Annotated in this window: 16 protein-coding genes; 8 read left to right on the top strand and 8 right to left on the bottom strand. The window is 35.9% G+C overall.

Annotation, left to right across the window (positions count from 1 at the left end; genetic code table 11):
* The first annotated feature begins 108 nt into the window (after positions 1 to 108).
* On the top strand, positions 109 to 897 hold the full coding sequence (surE, locus tag DDF69_RS03965) for a 5'/3'-nucleotidase SurE (RefSeq protein WP_110008969.1): 789 nt from the start codon (positions 109 to 111) through the stop codon (positions 895 to 897).
* Between the two features lie 53 nt (positions 898 to 950).
* On the opposite strand, the gene DDF69_RS03960 is transcribed toward surE, so the two are convergent.
* From DDF69_RS03960 to DDF69_RS03950, 3 genes are read right to left on the bottom strand one after another with little or no spacing between them, the layout of a single operon-like run.
* Positions 951 to 2,354: a radical SAM protein gene (locus DDF69_RS03960; protein WP_114819629.1), complete on the bottom strand. Its 1,404-nt coding sequence runs from the start codon at positions 2,352 to 2,354 to the stop codon at positions 951 to 953.
* A gap of 10 nt (positions 2,355 to 2,364) precedes the next feature.
* The gene (locus tag DDF69_RS03955) at positions 2,365 to 2,601 is read right to left on the bottom strand and encodes a hypothetical protein (protein WP_114819628.1); all 237 of its coding nucleotides are present in this window, start codon (positions 2,599 to 2,601) and stop codon (positions 2,365 to 2,367) included.
* Entirely contained in the window at positions 2,598 to 3,353 is a 756-nt protein-coding gene (locus DDF69_RS03950) for a prolipoprotein diacylglyceryl transferase (protein ID WP_114819627.1), read from the bottom strand. The genes DDF69_RS03955 and DDF69_RS03950 overlap by 4 nt, the downstream gene beginning before the upstream one ends.
* 61 nt (positions 3,354 to 3,414) lie before the next feature.
* Between DDF69_RS03950 and DDF69_RS03945 the strand changes: the two genes are divergently transcribed.
* On the top strand, positions 3,415 to 4,455 hold the full coding sequence (locus DDF69_RS03945; RefSeq protein ID WP_114819626.1) for a GMP reductase: 1,041 nt from the start codon (positions 3,415 to 3,417) through the stop codon (positions 4,453 to 4,455).
* 43 nt (positions 4,456 to 4,498) lie between these two features.
* On the opposite strand, the gene DDF69_RS03940 is transcribed toward DDF69_RS03945, so the two are convergent.
* From DDF69_RS03940 to DDF69_RS03920, 5 genes are all read right to left on the bottom strand, one after another.
* Positions 4,499 to 5,818, bottom strand: a complete 1,320-nt coding sequence (locus DDF69_RS03940; protein ID WP_162800869.1) for a DUF6056 family protein — start codon at positions 5,816 to 5,818, stop codon at positions 4,499 to 4,501.
* Between the two features lie 3 nt (positions 5,819 to 5,821).
* Complete coding sequence (gene fabG, locus DDF69_RS03935) at positions 5,822 to 6,565, bottom strand: 3-oxoacyl-[acyl-carrier-protein] reductase (RefSeq protein WP_041461954.1); 744 nt, start codon at positions 6,563 to 6,565, stop codon at positions 5,822 to 5,824.
* Positions 6,566 to 6,740: 175 nt separating this feature from the next.
* Positions 6,741 to 8,252, bottom strand: coding sequence for a WG repeat-containing protein (locus tag DDF69_RS03930; protein ID WP_162800868.1), 1,512 nt, complete (start codon positions 8,250 to 8,252; stop codon positions 6,741 to 6,743).
* A gap of 6 nt (positions 8,253 to 8,258) precedes the next feature.
* Entirely contained in the window at positions 8,259 to 8,933 is a 675-nt protein-coding gene (gene rsmI, locus DDF69_RS03925) for a 16S rRNA (cytidine(1402)-2'-O)-methyltransferase (protein WP_047377914.1), read from the bottom strand.
* Positions 8,934 to 8,935: 2 nt separating this feature from the next.
* Positions 8,936 to 10,420: a hypothetical protein gene (locus DDF69_RS03920; protein ID WP_114819623.1), complete on the bottom strand. Its 1,485-nt coding sequence runs from the start codon at positions 10,418 to 10,420 to the stop codon at positions 8,936 to 8,938.
* Between the two features lie 61 nt (positions 10,421 to 10,481).
* On the opposite strand from DDF69_RS03920, the gene DDF69_RS03915 reads away from it, so the two are divergent.
* The 6 genes from DDF69_RS03915 (at position 10,482) to DDF69_RS03890 (ending at position 19,243) form a co-directional block, all read left to right on the top strand.
* Positions 10,482 to 11,069, top strand: a complete 588-nt coding sequence (locus DDF69_RS03915; RefSeq protein WP_034694049.1) for a thymidine kinase — start codon at positions 10,482 to 10,484, stop codon at positions 11,067 to 11,069.
* A gap of 193 nt (positions 11,070 to 11,262) precedes the next feature.
* Positions 11,263 to 13,710, top strand: coding sequence for a bifunctional UDP-N-acetylmuramoyl-tripeptide:D-alanyl-D-alanine ligase/alanine racemase (locus tag DDF69_RS03910; RefSeq protein ID WP_114819622.1), 2,448 nt, complete (start codon positions 11,263 to 11,265; stop codon positions 13,708 to 13,710).
* A gap of 2 nt (positions 13,711 to 13,712) precedes the next feature.
* Positions 13,713 to 15,872 carry a patatin-like phospholipase family protein gene (locus DDF69_RS03905; RefSeq protein ID WP_114819621.1) on the top strand — a complete coding sequence of 720 codons (2,160 nt, stop codon included), beginning with the start codon at positions 13,713 to 13,715 and terminating at the stop codon, positions 15,870 to 15,872.
* Between the two features lie 5 nt (positions 15,873 to 15,877).
* Entirely contained in the window at positions 15,878 to 16,297 is a 420-nt protein-coding gene (ybeY, locus tag DDF69_RS03900; RefSeq protein ID WP_034694045.1) for an rRNA maturation RNase YbeY, read from the top strand.
* Between the two features lie 147 nt (positions 16,298 to 16,444).
* On the top strand, positions 16,445 to 18,307 hold the full coding sequence (gene mnmG, locus DDF69_RS03895) for a tRNA uridine-5-carboxymethylaminomethyl(34) synthesis enzyme MnmG (RefSeq protein ID WP_114819620.1): 1,863 nt from the start codon (positions 16,445 to 16,447) through the stop codon (positions 18,305 to 18,307).
* Between the two features lie 114 nt (positions 18,308 to 18,421).
* On the top strand, positions 18,422 to 19,243 hold the full coding sequence (locus DDF69_RS03890) for a class I SAM-dependent methyltransferase (RefSeq protein WP_114819619.1): 822 nt from the start codon (positions 18,422 to 18,424) through the stop codon (positions 19,241 to 19,243).
* Positions 19,244 to 19,423 lie beyond the last annotated feature (180 nt).

Genomic DNA, 19,423 nt, shown 5'->3' with positions numbered 1-19,423 from the left:
TTTATGGCGTCTGATTTTTACCTACATTTGATGTGTTGAAAATCTATTTGTTCAATTCTGAAAATGAACAAACTCACTCTATTTAAATAAAAAAATTAAAGATAATTTATGGAAAGACCACTTATTCTGGTGACTAATGATGACGGAATTACAGCTCCCGGTATCAGAAATCTTGTCAGTTTTATGAATGAAATCGGAGAAGTAGTGGTTGTAGCACCCAACTCTCCCCAAAGTGGAAAAGGCCACGCTATTACCATCAACTCTACCCTAAGTTACGAAGAAGTTACCCTTGATGGCCCGCAAACTGATTTTTCGTGCAGCGGAACTCCTGTAGACTGTGTAAAAATGGCTCTTGATAAGATCCTGAAAAGAAGACCGGATATTGTGGTTTCAGGAATCAATCACGGGGCAAATTCTTCTATCAATGTAATTTATTCGGGGACTATGTCTGCTGCGGTAGAAGCTGGTGTGGAAGGAATTCCTGCTATTGGATTCTCATTACTGGATTTTAGCTGGGAAGCAGATTTTACTCAGGCTAAAGAATTTATTCAGAATATTGTAAGAAGAACATTGGAAAATCCAATGCCAAAAGGAATTGTATTGAATGTCAATATTCCAAAACTCCCGGCGGAAGAAATAAAAGGCGTAAAAGTCTGTAAGCAGGCTCATGCCAAATGGGAAGAAAGCTTTGATGAAAGAATCAATCCACACGGTAAAAAATATTACTGGCTAACAGGTTATTTCAACAATATGGACGATTCTGAGGATGCTGATGAAACGGCATTGGCTAACGGATATATTTCTATTGTTCCGGTAAAGTTTGACCTGACAGCTTATGAATACATGAAAACATTGGAAGAAGTGATGACTTTTGAAGATGTAAAAGAAGTAAAATAACAAGGAAAAAATAAAAGCGTGAAATCAGATTTCACGCTTTGCTTTTTATATGGCTAAAATAATACTTTATCTTCTTTTCTGAGCTCTTCCAGATAAGCCTTTTTTTCATCTCTGTAGAAAAGGTTCATCGTTTCAAAAGGGATTAACTTCAGGTCTTTATTGACAATATGTACGCATGACTTCTTCACCGCTCTTACATCAAAATCGTGAGCATCCATAAAGTTCATGATAATTATTCTGAAAAGGTTATCATAGTCGAGATCCGGAGCACACACTTCCGGCAGACAGCACAGTAACTGATTGACTTTAGGCTGAACTTTATCTACGGAAATTCCGGTACTGAAAATATCCAGCAGCTGCATATGCAACCCCTTATCCTGTTCGTAAACAATGGTATTCCGTGATTCATTATTCAGAAGATCTGCAGGATTGATATATCGGGTTAAAGGAATTGTTTCGCCCTGAAGTTTCAAGATATATCCCATAGCCAGCGCATCCGGGTTACATGGAACAGGAATAATATCATCAGAATGTAACAGGGGAAACTGATTGATAATTTCCTGTCTTACCTCAGTCAAGGTAATTTTTTCATAAGCAGAGTCTTCCCGGTTTCTTCCTGCAATTTCAACTGGCTGGAAGGTAATTCCTCTTACGCATTTCTGTTTCAGGGCAAACTCTATAATTTTTCCTATTTCATCGATATTTTTATCTTTTTGAAGAACGATAACCAGTGTCGTAGAAAGGTTAAGTTCATTGAGTTTTTCAAGTGCATTCATTCTGACTGAAGTAAGATCCTTCCCTCTGAAATCTTCCAGGACTTCAGGTTTAAATGAGTCAAACTGAAGGTAAATTTCAAACTCAGGAGCATACGTCGCCAACTTTTCAGCAAATCCCGGATCATTGGCTATTCTGATTCCGTTGGTATTCAACATCAGATGTTTGATCGGTTTTGATTTGGCAATATCCATAATTTTGAAAAACTCCGGATGGATTGTAGGTTCTCCTCCACTGATCTGCACTACATCCGGTTCTCCCTCATTTTTTACGATAATATCAAACATAGCCTCAATTTCTTCCAGGCTTCTGTGACTTCCATAATGGGGTGAGGACATCGCATAGCAGGTTGGGCAGGTCAGATTACAGCGATCTGTCACTTCTACGATAGAAAGACAGCTATGCTGTTCATGATCTACACACAGTCCACAATCATAAGGACAGCCATATTCCACATCTGTTCCGAAATGAAGAGGCATTTCAGAGGCTTTATTATAGTTTCTTATATTTTTATAATACTGTACATCAGAAGCTATTTTTGTTTTAAAAAATCCATGATCAGGACATCTTTTGGTCATAAAAACAGCTTCATCTTCAATAATGATCTTGGCACCTACCCTTTTAAGACATTCCGGGCAAAGACTGATTGTATAATCGTAATACGTATAATTTCTTACTGGCATAGCAAATTTTTTAAAGTCCTCCGCAAATATAACCGCTGATTAATCCACAGATCAGAAGAGATATAAGCATGGTCTGGATAAATTGTTTTCTGGTGAATTTCCGGTCTCCTTTCCTTTCATAAATAAGTTTTGTAATAAAAGCGACGATCATGGAAAAAACCACTGCTACCAAAATAATAGCACCAATAATCATTATCACTACCCCAGCCAGATTGAGATTCCCTTCTAAAATAGTTAATGTTTTCATCTTGAATATTTTAAATATAAAGATCCGGTATTTTTAATTTTATAAATGTAGTAAATAATTACACAGATACACACCACTTGAATTGTACCCATATTGGCAATGATTTCTACCCTTGGTTTTATAAAGTCCAAAAGGAATCTGAATGTAAAATAACTGAGCATAAACAGCTGAAATATAAAACCGGAAGGGTATTTTTTAAGATTCTGAATATACCTTAATCCTATCCAAAGAACCATTAAAAAGGCTATTTCATACAAAGCAACAGGGTGTCTGAGACATTGGTCTCCCAAATGCATTCCCAAAACAGAATCAGTAGCAATACCATACGTTTCTTCATAAACCCCTGTAAGAAAACACCCTATTCTGCCTATCATCATGGCCAATATCAGGGGAAAAACAATAAGATCTCCCGTACTCTCTTTATGGTTCACAATCTTTTTTGCGAGCTCTACTCCCAATAAACCAAAGGCCAGCCCTCCTACAATAGTATTGTTTGACCAGAACTTTCTGATAGAAAAATTTTCAATTAATGCATAAGGATTTTCGAGATTACCGATCAACTTGGAACCTATCAAAGCTCCGGCAGTAGCACCAATTAAAACTGCCGCAGAAGTATTGAAGGAAAGTTTTTCTTTAGACTTACGTTTCAGATAAAAATAATATCTCATACCCAGAAACATCCCGGCAGCCTCAAAAAGCGGATGCGCAAGTATCGTTTTGCCGAAAATATGAAATGTTACAGGAAAATCCATTGTTTCAAAAATACACTATTTCATATTATTCACTACCTTTATTCTGACAAATAATTACAAAATGCGCATAGAATATGACATAAAACTGGGGTTTAAGGATGTAATGTTCCGCCCTAAACGTTCTACTTTAAAATCCCGTTCGGAAGTTGATTTACAGAGAGAATTTACCTTTAAACATACCAGGAAAAAATGGACAGGAGTTCCCATCATTGCCGCTAATATGGATACAGTAGGGACATTTGAAATGGCCGTTGAACTGGCTAAAGAAAAAATTATTACAGCGGTTCATAAACATTATACCCCGGAGGAATGGAGCCAGTTTCTGGACAGTCAGCCTGAAAGTATTCATCAGTATATTGCTTTGAGTACCGGAACGGGAAAAGCAGATGAGGAGAAAATAAAGCAGATTCTCGAAAAGCACCCAAAAATTGAGTTTCTATGTATCGATGTAGCCAATGGCTATTCTGAACATTTCGTTGAATTTGTGAAGAAAGCTAGGGCCAATTTTCCGGACAAAATTATTATGGCCGGAAATGTGGTTACCGGAGAAATGGTGGAAGAGCTTCTTCTGGTAGGTGCAGATATCATAAAAGTAGGTATTGGCCCCGGATCAGTGTGTACCACCAGAGTAAAAACCGGAGTGGGATATCCTCAGCTTTCAGCGATTATAGAATGTGCTGATGCTGCTCACGGTTTAGGCGGGCATATCATCGCTGATGGCGGATGTAAAGTTCCCGGTGATGTAGCGAAGGCCTTTGGCGGAGGTGCAGATTTCGTCATGTTGGGAGGAATGTTTGCCGGACATGATGAAAGTGGCGGAGAAATGATTGAAGAAAACGGTAAAAAATATCGTTCTTTCTATGGAATGAGTTCCAAAACAGCCATGGACAAGCATTCCGGCGGTGTGGCAGAATATCGTGCTTCTGAAGGGAAAACAGTGAAAGTAGCGTATAAAGGGCCGGTAGCAGATACTGTGAAAGATATATTGGGAGGTGTGAGATCCACATGTACATATGTAGGAGCTTCAAAACTCAAGGAACTTTCTAAAAGAACTACTTTTATCAGGGTTCAGGAACAGGAAAACCAGGTTTTTAAGGACTAGAAATACAACAAAAGGCTTTAGATTGCGTATCTAAAGCCTTTATTTATTCTTTTGTTCTGATGTATTTTTTATTAAAATATTTTTGAAGCTGATCATTTACATAGGTTTCGTCCTCTTTTACAGAAGCCATTTCATCCATATGTAAAATTCTTGGAACTTCTTTTATTTTGTCTACCACCACAGAATCCTGAGAAGAGTTTTTAATTATATCAACCCTTTCATTCATCTCTCTTTCATATTCCTTAAGATCTGTAGTCAGAAGCTCCATAATTATATTTTCACCATTAAGATCAATATTAAAATAAGAATATCTCTCAGGGAAAACTTTGAGCTCAGGAAGGAAAATAATGAAAAGGGAAATCCACCAAAAATTTTTAATTTTCTCAAATTTGAAATAGACGATTAGTGAAAAACTGATTAAAAAATAAAAGATGATACTTTCAAACTGTCTTGCAATAGAGGTTAGGATATACCCTGTAAATAACAAAGGTATCAATGAAACCAACCAGAATAAAACAGCTTTTTTCAACAGTATCTGAGCCGTGATTTTCTTGAGTTCTTCTTCAAAAACTTTAATAAAAAGAGGTAGTATTAAAAGTACTTTGACTGCAACATAGAGTGTATTAGCTCCAAAAAGGCCTATTCTTTTTACCCATTTTATAATTCCTTGTTCGCTTTCCCCCATTCTGTTGAAGTTCCCAGGTGCAAGAAAACTTACCAATAAAAAGACGCTTGCAGTCAATACCAAAGTCAGGTTTTTCTTATTACGTTTCTGATAATAAGACACCAACAGAATTCCCCATACAATCAATGCCAGAATTTCATTAGAACCCATCAGCATTGCGACAAGCAGCATGGAAAGATAAAACCAGATATTCTTTCCCGTATCTTTATTTTTTTTAGTAAAATAGAGTAAAATACCCGCTAAAATTGCAGGAACGAAGTAGATATTGGAACCTGTGATCCAGAAGTAATGTTCAGGCAGACTTACCAGAAGTATGGTATAAAAGAAAAATAAAAGAAAGCCTTTTTTAATAGACTCTTTGAAAGAATAGTTGAAATATTCTTTAAAGTTTAATGCGGAAACTCCAATAAAGGAAAGCATTAAAAAAACAGGATAGATTTTCGGAACAATATTTTTACTGTCATAAAAGACAGGATTAAACATATTAATAGAATATCCGAAATATCTTCCGCCCCATGTTGTATAGGTATTGATAAAACTTTGCAGCAGTCCCATTTTTCTGGTAGTAAAGGACCAAAAATAATCATCGGTCTGATATACATTAAAGAAACTCATGTATGCCAGACCGACGCCTATTATAATCGACAAGAATAATACGATATTCTGTACTTTTTTCATTTTCTAAGTTAACATTCCACCGTCAACGTTTAATGTCTGTCCGGTAATGTATGCAGACATTTCGCTGCCTAAGAATACACATGCATTGGCGATATCTGCAGGCTGTCCTCCTCTCTTCATCGGAATTTCCTCTCTCCATCCCTGAACTGTTTTTTCATCCAGAACAGCAGTCATTTCCGTTTCGATAAATCCAGGTGCAATCGCATTACATCTGATATTTCTTGATCCTAACTCCAGTGCCACAGATTTTGTAAATCCGATCACCCCGGCTTTAGAAGCTGCATAGTTGGCTTGTCCGGCATTACCCTTCACCCCTACTACAGAAGTCATATTGATGATAGATCCTGATCTTGCCTTCATCATCGGCTTGATTACCGCTTTTGTAAGGTTGAAAACTGAATCTAAGTTTACTTTGATTACTTTATCCCAATCTTCTTTGGACATTCTCAATAACAGGTTATCTTTTGTGATCCCTGCATTGTTTACCAAAATATCAATCTGTCCGAACTCCGCCATTACCTCTTCCACCAATTTCTGCGCTGCATCATAATCTGATGCATCAGACTGATATCCTTTGATTTGGGTTACAGAACTTAAAGCCGCTTCTAATTCTTTTGCTTTGTCTACAGAGCCAGCGTAGGTAAATGCTACTTTTGCCCCTTGCTGAGCAAACATTTCAGCGATACCTTTACCGATTCCTCTTGTAGCTCCGGTAATTAGTGCTACCTTTCCTTCTAATATTTTCATATCTATTGACAATTATTTTCTTTTTATAACTCGTTCAGCTTGTGACAGCTGCCTCTTCATGTTTCTATAATTCCTTTCCGGAATTAAACGGTTTGCAAAGATATTATAAAATGTTATTCAACCCATTGAAATTGTCAAAATACTACTATTTTTTTGATGATTATCAGGATTTTTTTTAAAGTTGACCGAAATTATTTCTAAATCTGGTGAAGTAAATAAAGTCTGTCTTTTTACTCTTGTCTAGTCTCAACACTTCTTTCTGCCAGAAATATTTTTCATAAATAATGTCTTTCAAAGGCTCATTCTGAAAATTGGAAACTCCGAATTTTCCTTCTTTTTTAACAACAATTTCGTTTTCAGCATTCCCGAATGTTATAATATCTTCGTAAACAAAGGGTACAATTTCTGTTCCTTTCCCATCCAGAATCCCATATAAATTATCTGTATTTCTACAGACCAAAGGTTTTGAATACTGATTAAGGGGATTAAAATAGTCAACATCTTCACTTTTTATCTGGCTGATATTTTTCAACTCAGATAATGACTGATCTTTCACTGTAAACCTAAAGTAACGATCCTGTTTCCCAACAATAAGATTATCCGGATAAAAACCAAGAATCTGAACCCCCTCACCCACGATATTTTTAAGATCTTTATCGAGAAACTTCTCTTCATTTCCTTTTTTAAGATAAATGAAATCTTTCCCGGAAATGGTAAAACTTCGGATAAAATCATATTCCTGAGGATAAATAATATTCCCTTCCAGGTCTATAATCCCGGATTTCTTTACCTTATCATTATAGACACTGAAATATTTATCCAGTAAAGGATTTAGATATTTAAAAGTCTGGGCGTACAGCTTTCTGCTTTTCTTACTGAAAACTGTAGTTTTTCCGTTTTTTGTAAGATAGATATATTCCTTTTTACCAAAATATTCCGGGGTAATATCGTTATAGATTTCTTCAGCAATCGTATTTTCGTCTGTATCAATCAAGCCATATTTTCCTGTAGCTTTATTCTGAGTAATCAGATAAGGATAGGCATTAATATCAATCACTTGCTTTGAAAATTTGTGCAGAGTCTGGCCGTTATTTCCAATGATTTCTTTTTCATTATCTTCATTGATAATCAGTGTCCTACCCTGTTCAAAGCTATAATCTTCCTTAAATTCACGATTACTGAGCTGCTTTCCTTTAAGGTCATACAGAAACCATTTTTTATCTTTTAAAACAAAAAGTCTGTTCTTTCCTGAAAAACGGATCTTTTCTGAATAGGGAATAATTTCCTTTCCGTTAAAATCATATACAGCCTCAGCATTCTGTTTTGATGAGATGATACAATCTTCACTCCACCATGGTGTATTAAATTCCTGATCATTTAAAGGGATAATTTCATTTCCTTTTTCGTCAATAACTGCTGATTTTTTACCATTTCCTTCCTCAGAATAAAGAATAAACCGGTTTTTGAAAACATGCAGAATACCTCCTTTGTCTGAAGACTGAAATGTAATCGTTCCTAAAGAATCTACAATGCCCTGTTTCTTATCACCAGTATCATAAAATATTCCATAACCTTCTGAATAAGAACTGATCTCCTTCCCTGTTTTTTTTGACAGGATTACCTTCATATATTGATTAGTCTGTGCTGTACAGACTACAGAACACAATACAAAAACTAATTTTTTCAAAGAAAATTAAATAGAATTATTGACAATAAGAACGATCTCCCCTTTTAAAGTTTTACTCTTGGAAAACTCAATTAATTCATTGATTGTTCCGCGTTTGGTTTCTTCAAATTTCTTAGAGATTTCACGGCTTAAGCTTACTTTGGTTTCTTCTCCGAAGAATTCTTTGATCTGCTCCAGCGTGGTATTGATCTTATGAGGACTTTCGTACAAAACGATGGTCTTTTTTTCTTCAGCAAGCTGTTTCAGCTTGGTTTGTCTTCCTTTTTTCTGCGGCAGAAATCCTGCGAACAGGAATTCATTATTAGGAAGTCCCGAAACCACAAGTGCCGGAATCAGAGCGGTTGCTCCGGGAAGGCAGATCATGTCAATATTATTATCTGCTCCTGCTTTGGCCAGCAAATATCCGGGATCTGAGATACCAGGGGTTCCCGCATCTGTAATAATAGCGATATTCTGGCCGTTTTTAAGGTCTGTAATCACTTTCTCCGTTGCCTGGTGCTCATTGTGTAAATGATAGGATTTTAAAGGCTTGGAGATCTCAAAATGTTTTAAAAGTATTCCGGAAGTTCTGGTGTCTTCACATAAAATATAATCTACTTCTTTCAGGACATTTACCGCCCTGAATGTCATATCTTCCAGGTTCCCGACAGGTGTGGGAACAAAATATAGGATTCCGCTCAAAATTATAAGAATTTATTTTCCACCAATATCCAAAGTCTCTGTGCATATTCATCCACCTTATTCCATTTCCTGTCGTAATACAGATCGCTGAGATATTCTTTGGCTTCTTCCAGTGTTCTGAATTGATTCAGCTGATAAACAGTATCATTCAGATCTGCCTGGCTTCCTTCAAAAAGCATCTTCGTAAAGGCAAGTCTGTCATTCAGATCCAGTTTAAATTCAGGTTTCAGCTTGTCTGCTTCCATGAAATTGGTCGGAATATTGGATTTCAGAATACTTCCGCTATCTTCTTTTATAACCGGAGAAGTTTTCTCTTCTTTGGGAAGCTCCAGATGGTCGTCATCAAAAAGTGACTGAACAGCCTTCATTCCTTTGATATTGGCTAATTTTATTTTTTTCTCCCGATGGTATTCTTCTAAATTTTCGAAGCTTTCATCAGAACGATGTTTATCTGTTTCTTCGGGAACAGGTTTATCTATTTCCACAATTTTTCTTCTGTCATAGACTTCAGCAAGGATGCTTTCTTCTTTTACAGGTTCTTCTGAATGGTCATTTTTAATCTCACTCAGAATATTTTCCACATTGGAAGTTTCTGTAGCCATTTCTCCCTGCTCTATAGATACATTTGAAGCTACAAACTGTTCTTCATTTTCTTCAATCAGGATTTCATCATCCAGCGTTTCCGTATCAAAAATACTCGGAATTGTTTCCGTTACAGGAGGTTTTGCATCATTTACAACTGCAAAATCAGTTTCTTTTTCAGATTCCGGTTCAGAAGTTTCTTCTTCCTGCTCTTCTATCTCATTAAGCTGAGTATTGAAACTGGTTTCTTCTTCTGTGACTTCATTATAAAACAGATCTTCATTAAGATCTTCATCCGAATCCGGTGTAGAATCTGCAAGAATTTTATCTTCATCCACAAAACTCAAAACTGCTCTCTGTTCCTCTGAAATTTCATTTTCATCAATTTCGTTCAGCTGATTATTGAAAACGGCCTCTTCTTCCAGATTTTCATATTCAGGAGTCTTTTCCTGAATAATTTCCGGTAAATTTTCTTCCTTGTTTTCTTCTACAAAGCTTACGATATTTTCATGGAATTCATTTTCAACAATTTCATTTAACTGATTGTTGAAAACAGCCTCTTCTTCTTCAGATTCGTCTGAAAAAACTTCATTTTCATCAATTTCGTTCAGTTCATTATTGAAAATAGCTTCCTCTTCCATCCCTTCATTTCCGGTATCAGGATGATCTGCTTCTCCTGAAGCAAAAGAGACAAACTGATGGTCTTGATTCTGCGCCGTATTGTCTGCTACGAAGTATTCAATATTTTTTTCCAGCAGTTTCAAAAAAGAAATCCTGTTAGCAAGCTCATCTACAAGATCTTGCTTGGAAAGTAATTCGTCTATATGGCTTATTTTGTCCAGATTATCAATGATATTCATGGATTCAAAAAAAATCTTTTCCTTTAAATCTTGGATATTCTGCATAATAAGATTCTTATTAAAATTGCTTACTTTTGATGTTAAAAATATACGGCTAATTTAACAAATGTTTTTAGAAAATACAATTAATCATTCCAAACAAAGTGGTTGGATGGAAGTGATTTGCGGCTCTATGTTTTCCGGTAAAACCGAGGAACTGATCCGCAGATTGCGAAGAGCGGAAATGGCAGGACAGAATGTGGAAATTTTTAAACCTAAAATGGATATACGGTATTCTGAAGAGGATGTAGTTTCTCATAATCAGAATAAAATCCGTAGTACAGCAGTAGAAAACCCAAATGAAATTCTTCTGTTGGCTTCCAATTGTGATGTAGTAGCCATTGATGAAGCTCAGTTTTTTGATGAAAGCATTGTGGATGTTGCCAATCAGCTTGCCAATAGCGGTATCAGAGTCGTTATTGCAGGATTGGATATGGATTTTTTGGGCCGTCCGTTCGGACCAATGCCTAATTTGATGGCGACTGCCGAATATGTTACAAAAGTGCATGCTATTTGTAAGAGAACAGGTAATCTGGCCAACTATTCCATGAGAACTTCTCAGGGAGATAATCTAGTAGAATTGGGAGAAACAGAAAGCTATGAAGCAGTAAGCCGCCGTGTTTTTATTGACGAAGTACTTTCAAAAAGAAAATAATAAAGGATAAGGGCAAAACAGAGAAAAGCTGTTTGCATTAAGCCGACAATATATTCACTTAATATAAAAATGAAAAGCGGAAAAGCTTTATTGTAAAATATTAAAAAAGGAAAGAAGAGGATAGAATATCTTCATTTCTTTTGCAGTTTTACCTTTTTGCAGTTTCGCTCAAAATAAAGCAGAAAGGGTACCAATGAATTATACAGTACAACACATTGCAGAGATCACCAATGCACAGATCATTGGAGACGGAAATTTATTGATCAAAAATATAGCTTACGACAGCAGAATTATTTATTCTATCAAGAATACAGCCTTTATTGCCATCAATACTCAGAAAAATTCCGGAGAAAAATTTATTGAATCTGCGATGGAAAGAGGTATCAATGTCATTATTTCTGAACATCATTATCCGGAGTTTGAAAATATTACCTGGATCATTGTTGAAAATTCTATAGAGTTTCTTCAAAAATTAGCAAAGTATCATTTCGAACATTCTCATTTACAATCCATCGGAATTACAGGAAGTAATGGTAAGACTATTTTAAAAGAATGGTTATATCAGTGCTTATGGAACGAGTTTCCTACGGTAAAAAGCCCTAAGAGTTTTAATTCCCAGATTGGTCTTCCTTTGTCTCTTCTTCAAATCAACAGTTCTCATCAGCTGGGAATTTTTGAGGTGGGAATTTCAAAACCGCATGAAATGGAAAAACTTGAAAATATTTTCCATCCTCAGATCGGACTGCTTACCCACATCGGAACAGCCCATGCTGCCAACTTTTCTTCCGAAGAAGAACTGATAGATGAAAAAATAATTCTTTTCAAAAATTCCGAAGTCATCATTTATAATGGAGATAATTCTTTGGTTGATCAAAAAATTAAAAATTCCTATTCTGAGAAAAAATTGATTTCTTACGGTTTTAAAAAAGAGAATCAGGTTTTCATCAAAAACAATATTTCCAAAGATGAAAACATCATTGTTGAATATTTGGGTGAAGAAATCAGTTTTCCGGCGCACCAAAGAGACGAAGCGACATTAACCAATGCTATGGCGCTTATCTCCGTGCTAAAGGAACTGAATATCGAAAATAAAAAGATCGTTGAAAAAATCAACCTTTTAAAAGCCGTTGAAATGAGGCTTGAAGCCATTGAAGGAATTAAGGGTAATATTGTCATCAACGATTCTTTCAATCTTGACCTCGATTCTTTGAAGACTGCCCTGCAGTTTTTAAATGAATACAACAAATCTAAAAAATCACTGGTCTTAACAGATATTGTAGGAGTAAACTCCAACGCCAAAGAATTGTACGAAGAAGTTTCTGAACTGGTGAATGAACAGCATTTTGATTCTGTATTCTTGATCGGTGATGAAATATCAAACTTTAGTGAATTATTTAAAGCTAAAACTTATACTTTTATTGACACTAAAGAGCTCATTGAAAGTAAACATCTTAGTGACATAGAAAATCAGATCATCTTACTCAAAGGAGCAAGAAAATTTGAAATTGAAAAACTGAAAGATATTCTTGAACTCAGAAAACATGATACAGTACTTGAAGTAAACCTTAATGCGATTCTTCATAATATCAACTATCACAAATCGCTGCTGAAGCCGGGAACTAAAATGATGGCTATGGTAAAAGCCAATGCCTACGGGCTGGGAAGTTTTGAAGTGTCAGAATTTCTACAGCATCATCATATCGATTACCTTGGAGTAGCTTATGCAGATGAAGGTGTAGAGCTTCGTAAAAAAGGGATTACTACTCCTATTATTGTGATGAATCCTGAGCAGCATAGCTATCAGACTATTATAGAATACAACCTGGAACCTGAAATTTATAGTTTCAGAGTATTGGAACTATTTTATGAAGCCGTTCAGAAATCCGGATATGATAAGAAATATCCCATCCATATTAAGCTGGAAACAGGAATGCACCGTCTTGGTTTCAAAGATTTTGAGCTGGATCAGTTAAGCGAAACTTTAAGTCAGAAAAACGTAAAGGTTCAAAGCCTTTTCAGTCATTTATCTTCTTCTGATATGCCTGAAGAAAAAGAATTCACTTTGAAACAACTTGATGTTTTCGAAAAAAATTCAAGTTACCTTATTGAAAAGCTAGGCTACACTCCTATCCGTCATATTCTGAATTCGGCAGGAATTACAAGCTATAAAGATCATCAGCACGACATGGTAAGAATCGGTATCGGTATGCTGGGAGAATCAGCAGATTCTGAAATACAGAAACAATTACGATCTGTGGTAAGCTTTAAAACCGTAATTTCACAGATATCAACCGTTGAAAATGGTGAATCTGTAGGATACAGCAGAAGATATAAAGCAGATCATCCTACAAGAATTGCAACGATTCCTGTGGGATATGCAGACGGAATTCCAAGACTGATCGGAAATCAGGTAGGAAATGTAGGGGTAAATAAGACTCTTGCACCTATTGTCGGAAATATCTGCATGGATATGATGATGATTAATGTAGACCATATTCCCAATGTAAAAGAAGGTGATACGGTAACTGTTTTCAACGCCAAACCAAGCTTAAAAGAATTCGCAGGATACTGCAAAACGATAACCTATGAAGTATTAACCTCCATTTCACCCCGGGTGAAACGGATTTATATAAAAGATTAACTATGAGAAAACTCCTGATTCTGCTTTCCATATTCCAATTGTTATTGATCCATTCTCAGGTAAAAAAAGATTTGGTAATTCCGAAAAACCCGAAAATCGGACTATCGCTTGCCGGTGGTGGTGCCAAAGGTTTTTCACATGTAGGAGTTCTTAAAGTATTGGATTCATTAGGAGTGAAAGTAGACTATATTTCCGGAACCAGCATGGGAGCCATCGTAGGCGGATTGTATGCCGCCGGCTACTCCGGGAAAGAAATAGAAAAAATAGTCATGGATACGGATTTCTATTCTCTGATTATGGATCCAAAGTCCCGGCAGGAAGCCAGCTTTTTTAATAAATCTGTAGACAAATATCTTTTATCCATTCCGCTTAAAAACGGAAAAATCACACTTCCCTCCTCAATCAGTACCGGACAAAGAAACGTTTATCTTCTGAAAGAACTTTTCAAAAATGTTTCCAATATTGAGGACTTTTCCAAAATGCCTATTCCCTTCCTTTGCGTCGCTACTAATCTTGAAAGCGGCAATATGCAGATCTTTGAAAAGGGAGATCTGGTACAGTCTATTATGGCGAGTTCCGCATTCCCTTCTTTAATGGATCCGGTAAAAATCGGGGACAGCATTTATATTGACGGAGCGATGACGGTAAACTATCCCTCAAAGCCTTTAAAGGACAAAGGAATTGATATCGTTATCGGGGTGGATCTTAACCAGGATCTTTCCAAAAGAGAGGATTTAAACAATATTATAGCCATTCTGAACCAGGTTATCGATTTCGGAATAAAGAAAGATACCAGAAAGCAATATAAATATACAGACATCAATATAAAACCCAACCTGAAAGGAATGTCTGCAACAAGCTATGATGATAAAAAGAAAATTCTGGATAGCGGATATGTGGAAGGTTTAAAATATTCCCAGGTATTAGACCAGCTGCCAAAGAGACCATTTGACCGTCTCAGACAACAGGTGAATCCAATCTATTCCAACGTCTATAAAATTGATAGTATTTCTATTGAAGGAAGTAAAATTTATGGTAAAAACTACACACTGGGTAAGATGGGATTACGTCTCCCCTCTCTTCAGACGTATGGAAGTATCAATAAAATGATTGATAAACTGGTTGCCACCAACAACTACAAATTTATCAATTATGATATCGTTCAGGAGAATGACGCCAACTACCTGAAGCTTTACGTCACTGAAGATGATACCCGTCATTTTTTAAAATTCGGATTGCATTATGACGAAGTTTTTAAAACAGGACTTCTTTTGAATTATTCTGCCAAAAGACTTTTATTCAAAAATTCCAACCTTTCGCTGGATGTCGTTGTGGGAGATCGTCTCAGATATTATCTGAACTATTTTGTGGATAACGGATATATACCAGGTGTTGGCCTTTATTCTTCCGGGATGAGCTTTGATATAAAGAATATAGATAATTACGTAGTAGACCGTTGGGAATGGATCAGAAATGAAGCCTACATACAATCCACCTGGAAGGACAAATTTGCTATTGGCGGCGGTATTAGTCACGATTATTTTAAAGCAGAAAACAGTAATGGAGATAACAGGCGATACAGCCGTTTCCTGAATCCTTATGTGTTTATTAAAACCGATACTCAGGATGATAAGGAATTCGCGACAAAAGGGGTTTATTTTGCTGCAGAAGGAAAGGTTGTAGACCTGTTAAAATCTGAAGTCGATAAAAGAATCATTCAGATCAAAGCAGATCTTAAGCTAAACATTCCCCTTGGCAAACAATTCAGTTATCGTCTGAATCTGTTTGGAGGAGTTACCATTGGTGAAAACCTTCCCGCCTATTACCAATATAGATTAGGGGGAATTTTTGAGCAGAATCTAATGAATTTTAAAAGCTTTGGAGGCTTCTACTTTGCTCAGCTTTACACAAACAATGTCATACTGGCATCCAATGATCTCCAGTTTAAGTTTAATAAAAACTATTTTATCAGCGGAAACTTTACCTTTGCTAACTTATCAAACGATATCAAGTTTGAGGATGCAGTTAAAGTAAATTATAGTTCACTGGGAATTACGGCAGGTTACAAATCTCCTTTCGGGCAGATAAAAGTAAACTTCAGCCACTCTCTAAAAAATAACCAAAAAGGTATATTCAGTGTTATATTAGGACACTGGTTTTAAAAAAAATGATACAGTTCTTTTACGAAAACTTACCAGAGTCGGTAAGTACAGATTACAAAAAATGGCTGGAAGATCTTATTCTTTCAGAAGGAAAAAAACTAGGAGAAATCAATTACATTTTCTGTGATGATGAATATCTTCTTAAGATCAATCAGGATTATTTGCAGCATGATTATTATACAGATATTATCACATTCGATTATGTAAAAGGCAAGACAATAAGCGCTGAGATTTTCGTATCTTTGCAGCGCATTTCTGATAACGCCTCTACCCTTTCCCGAGATTATGAAGAAGAATTAAGAAGGGTTTTAGCCCACGGTATTTTACACCTTGCAGGGTATAAAGACAAGACGGAAGAGGAAGAAAAAGAGATGCGGAGAATGGAAGATTTATACCTGGATAAATACAGGGATTTAAAGTTTTAGAATTGAACAATCACTTAAAGTCCCATATCTAAAGTACTCTATTCTAGCAACAATATAAGTTTACCTAGAGTGCATTCTCCAAAAATGTTTCACGTGAAACATTGGTTATAAAGATAAGGTTTAAAGCTTAAAACAAGCGAGATAAAAATGATTTCAGAAATATATGATGTAATAGTAGTAGGTGCCGGACACGCAGGTTGCGAAGCCGCAGCGGCAGCAGCTAACCTCGGTTCAAAAACCCTGCTTATTACAATGAATATGCAGACCATCGGACAGATGAGTTGCAACCCGGCAATGGGCGGAATCGCAAAAGGACAGATCGTAAGAGAGATTGATGCAATGGGAGGATATTCCGGAATTGTGGCAGACAAATCTGCCATCCAATTCAAGATGCTGAATCTTTCAAAAGGTCCTGCGATGTGGTCTCCGAGAACCCAAAATGATAGAATGCTTTTTGCTGAAGAATGGCGCTTAGCATTAGAGAATACTCCCAATCTTGATTTCTTTCAGGATATGGTAAAACAACTGATTGTTGAAAATAATAAAGTAGCAGGAGTTGTTACTTCTTTAGGAATTGAGATTAAAGCAAAATCTGTAGTTCTTACGAACGGAACTTTTCTTAATGGATTAATTCACGTTGGAGATAAACAATTAGGCGGAGGAAGAATGGGTGAACCAAGAGCTTTTGGAATTACAGAGCAATTGGTCACTTTAGGATTTGAAGCAGGAAGAATGAAAACCGGAACTCCACCAAGAGTAGATGGAAGAAGTTTGGATTATTCGAAAATGGAAGAACAGAAAGGAGATGAAAATCCTCAAAAGTTCAGTTATCTTGATACGCCAAAACTGACAAAACAATTAAGCTGTCATATCGTATATACCAACGAAACGGTACACGATATTTTAAGAGAAGGTTTTGACAGAAGTCCAATGTTCAATGGTACGATCCAGAGTTTAGGTCCGAGATACTGCCCAAGTATTGAAGATAAAATTAATCGTTTTGCAGAAAGAAACAGACACCAGCTTTTCGTAGAACCGGAAGGATGGAAAACTGTAGAGATCTATGTAAACGGATTCAGTTCTTCTCTTCCTGAGGATGTACAGATCAAAGCAATGAAACATATTCCAGGATTTGAAAATGTAAAAGTTTTCCGTCCGGGTTACGCCATTGAATATGATTACTTCCCTCCTACCCAGTTGAAGCATACCCTCGAAACGAAATTAATTGATAATTTATATTTCGCAGGACAGATCAATGGAACAACCGGATATGAAGAAGCAGCAGGACAAGGATTAATTGCCGGAATCAATGCACACAATAAAGTTCATGAAAAGGGAGATTTTATCCTAAACAGAGATGAAGCTTATATTGGAGTATTGATTGATGACTTAATCACAAAAGGAACGGAAGAACCTTACAGAATGTTTACTTCACGTGCAGAATACAGACTTCTTTTAAGACAGGATAATGCTGATATCAGATTAACGGAGAAAGCATACCAGCTAGGATTGGCAAAAGAAGACAGATTAAGACGCGTTGAAACCAAAGTATCTGAAAGCCAGTCACTTGAAGAGTTTCTTCGCGAAACTTCTTTAAAACCAGGTATTATCAATCCAGTTCTGCAATCTATTGAAAGCAGCCCTGTAGATCAGGCTTACAGAGCAGCTCAAATCCTTACCAGACCTAATATGACATTAGAAAAACTGGATGAAATTGATTTTATTAAAGAAGTTTCTACTCAATATAATGATGAAGTAAGAGAACAGGCAGAGATCAATATTAAGTATAAAGGATATATTGAGAAAGAAAAAGAAAACGTTGCTAAGTTAAATCGTCTGGAAAACATTAAAATTCCTGAAGATTTCGATTATACGAAGCTTTCCAGCCTTTCTGCAGAAGCAAAACAGAAGATGTCTAACGTTCGTCCGAAGACTATTGCCCAAGCAGGAAGAATAAGTGGGGTTTCCCCAGCTGATATTAATGTTTTATTAGTTTACCTAGGGCGTTAAAAAAAATGTTTCACGTGAAACATTAGAAAATAAAAATAAAAATTAAGGTATTTATGAGCGTAAAACACTTCTGAATATCTTAATTTTTTTATCATATAAAAGATATTTACTTCAATGAAAATAAAAGATCATTTTCTTTCACAGGAAATATTTGAAATTAAAGAGACTGAAACAAAAGGAGTATTCAAAACCACTCCTATTCCATCCAATATTTCCAGATATTATGAAAGTGAAGATTATATTTCTCATCACCAGGATTCCGGAAGTTTAAAAGAAAAGCTTTATAAATTCCTCCAGTCTTTTAATCTGCAGTATAAAAAAAATATACTGGTAGACAGAATAAAAAAAGGATCAAGAGTACTCGACTACGGATGCGGTGCCGGAGAGTTTGTAAAATATATAGAAAATGATTTTGAAACTTTCGGCTTTGAACCTGATGCTGATGCCAGAAAAGCAGCACAGGGAAAAATAGCAAAAGCTTCCATTTTAGATAATATTAATAAAATTGAAGACAATACCTTAGATGCTATTACACTCTGGCATGTATTTGAACACATCGAAAACCAGGACGAAATGCTTAGCACATTTCATGAAAAATTAAAAGAAAAAGGAATTCTTGTCATTGCAGTTCCCAACCCAACTTCCTATGATGCGAAACATTATAAAGAATATTGGGCCGCGTATGATGTTCCAAGACATATCTATCATTTTTCAAAAAACGGAATGGAAAATTTAATTTCCAAAAATCCTGACTGGAAAATGAGAAAGATCAAACCTTTGGTCCTTGATTCCTATTACATCTCCATGTTGAGCGAAAAATATAAAAAATCACCTCTATTTTGGGTAAAAGCAGTAGTCTACGGAACAATTTCGAACGTAAAAGCATTATTTTCCAACGAATTTTCAAGTTTGATATATATTATCGAAAAAAGATAGAAAATCGATTTTTAACCCATTTATGAAGGTCGATTTTTGGTATTTTTAGCTTAAAAAATAAAAAACTCAGGATTTTTTCTCCTGAGTTTTCTTTTTTCTGGACTACAATTATATTTTAAATCCTACATCTATTTTGTAAAGTCTTAAAAATAAAATAGAAATTTACCTTCCTTACCTATC

Source organism: Chryseobacterium sp. KLBC 52, assembly GCF_003347605.1.
In the GTDB taxonomy this organism is placed as follows: Bacteria; Bacteroidota; Bacteroidia; order Flavobacteriales; family Weeksellaceae; genus Chryseobacterium.
This window is presented reverse-complemented; position numbering and strand designations above follow the sequence as displayed.

Bases quoted from the DNA above. Each gene is read 5' to 3' on its own strand.
- surE (WP_110008969.1), top strand. From the start codon at position 109: ATGGAAAGACCACTTATTCTGGTGACTAATGATGACGGAATTACAGCT.
- DDF69_RS03960 (WP_114819629.1), bottom strand. From the start codon at position 2,354: ATGCCAGTAAGAAATTATACGTATTACGATTATACAATCAGTCTTTGC.
- DDF69_RS03955 (WP_114819628.1), bottom strand. From the start codon at position 2,601: ATGAAAACATTAACTATTTTAGAAGGGAATCTCAATCTGGCTGGGGTA.
- DDF69_RS03950 (WP_114819627.1), bottom strand. From the start codon at position 3,353: ATGGATTTTCCTGTAACATTTCATATTTTCGGCAAAACGATACTTGCG.
- DDF69_RS03945 (WP_114819626.1), top strand. From the start codon at position 3,415: ATGCGCATAGAATATGACATAAAACTGGGGTTTAAGGATGTAATGTTC.
- DDF69_RS03940 (WP_162800869.1), bottom strand. From the start codon at position 5,818: ATGAAAAAAGTACAGAATATCGTATTATTCTTGTCGATTATAATAGGC.
- fabG (WP_041461954.1), bottom strand. From the start codon at position 6,565: ATGAAAATATTAGAAGGAAAGGTAGCACTAATTACCGGAGCTACAAGA.
- DDF69_RS03920 (WP_114819623.1), bottom strand. From the start codon at position 10,420: ATGCAGAATATCCAAGATTTAAAGGAAAAGATTTTTTTTGAATCCATG.
- DDF69_RS03915 (WP_034694049.1), top strand. From the start codon at position 10,482: ATGTTTTTAGAAAATACAATTAATCATTCCAAACAAAGTGGTTGGATG.
- DDF69_RS03910 (WP_114819622.1), top strand. From the start codon at position 11,263: ATGAATTATACAGTACAACACATTGCAGAGATCACCAATGCACAGATC.
- DDF69_RS03905 (WP_114819621.1), top strand. From the start codon at position 13,713: ATGAGAAAACTCCTGATTCTGCTTTCCATATTCCAATTGTTATTGATC.
- ybeY (WP_034694045.1), top strand. From the start codon at position 15,878: ATGATACAGTTCTTTTACGAAAACTTACCAGAGTCGGTAAGTACAGAT.
- mnmG (WP_114819620.1), top strand. From the start codon at position 16,445: ATGATTTCAGAAATATATGATGTAATAGTAGTAGGTGCCGGACACGCA.
- DDF69_RS03890 (WP_114819619.1), top strand. From the start codon at position 18,422: ATGAAAATAAAAGATCATTTTCTTTCACAGGAAATATTTGAAATTAAA.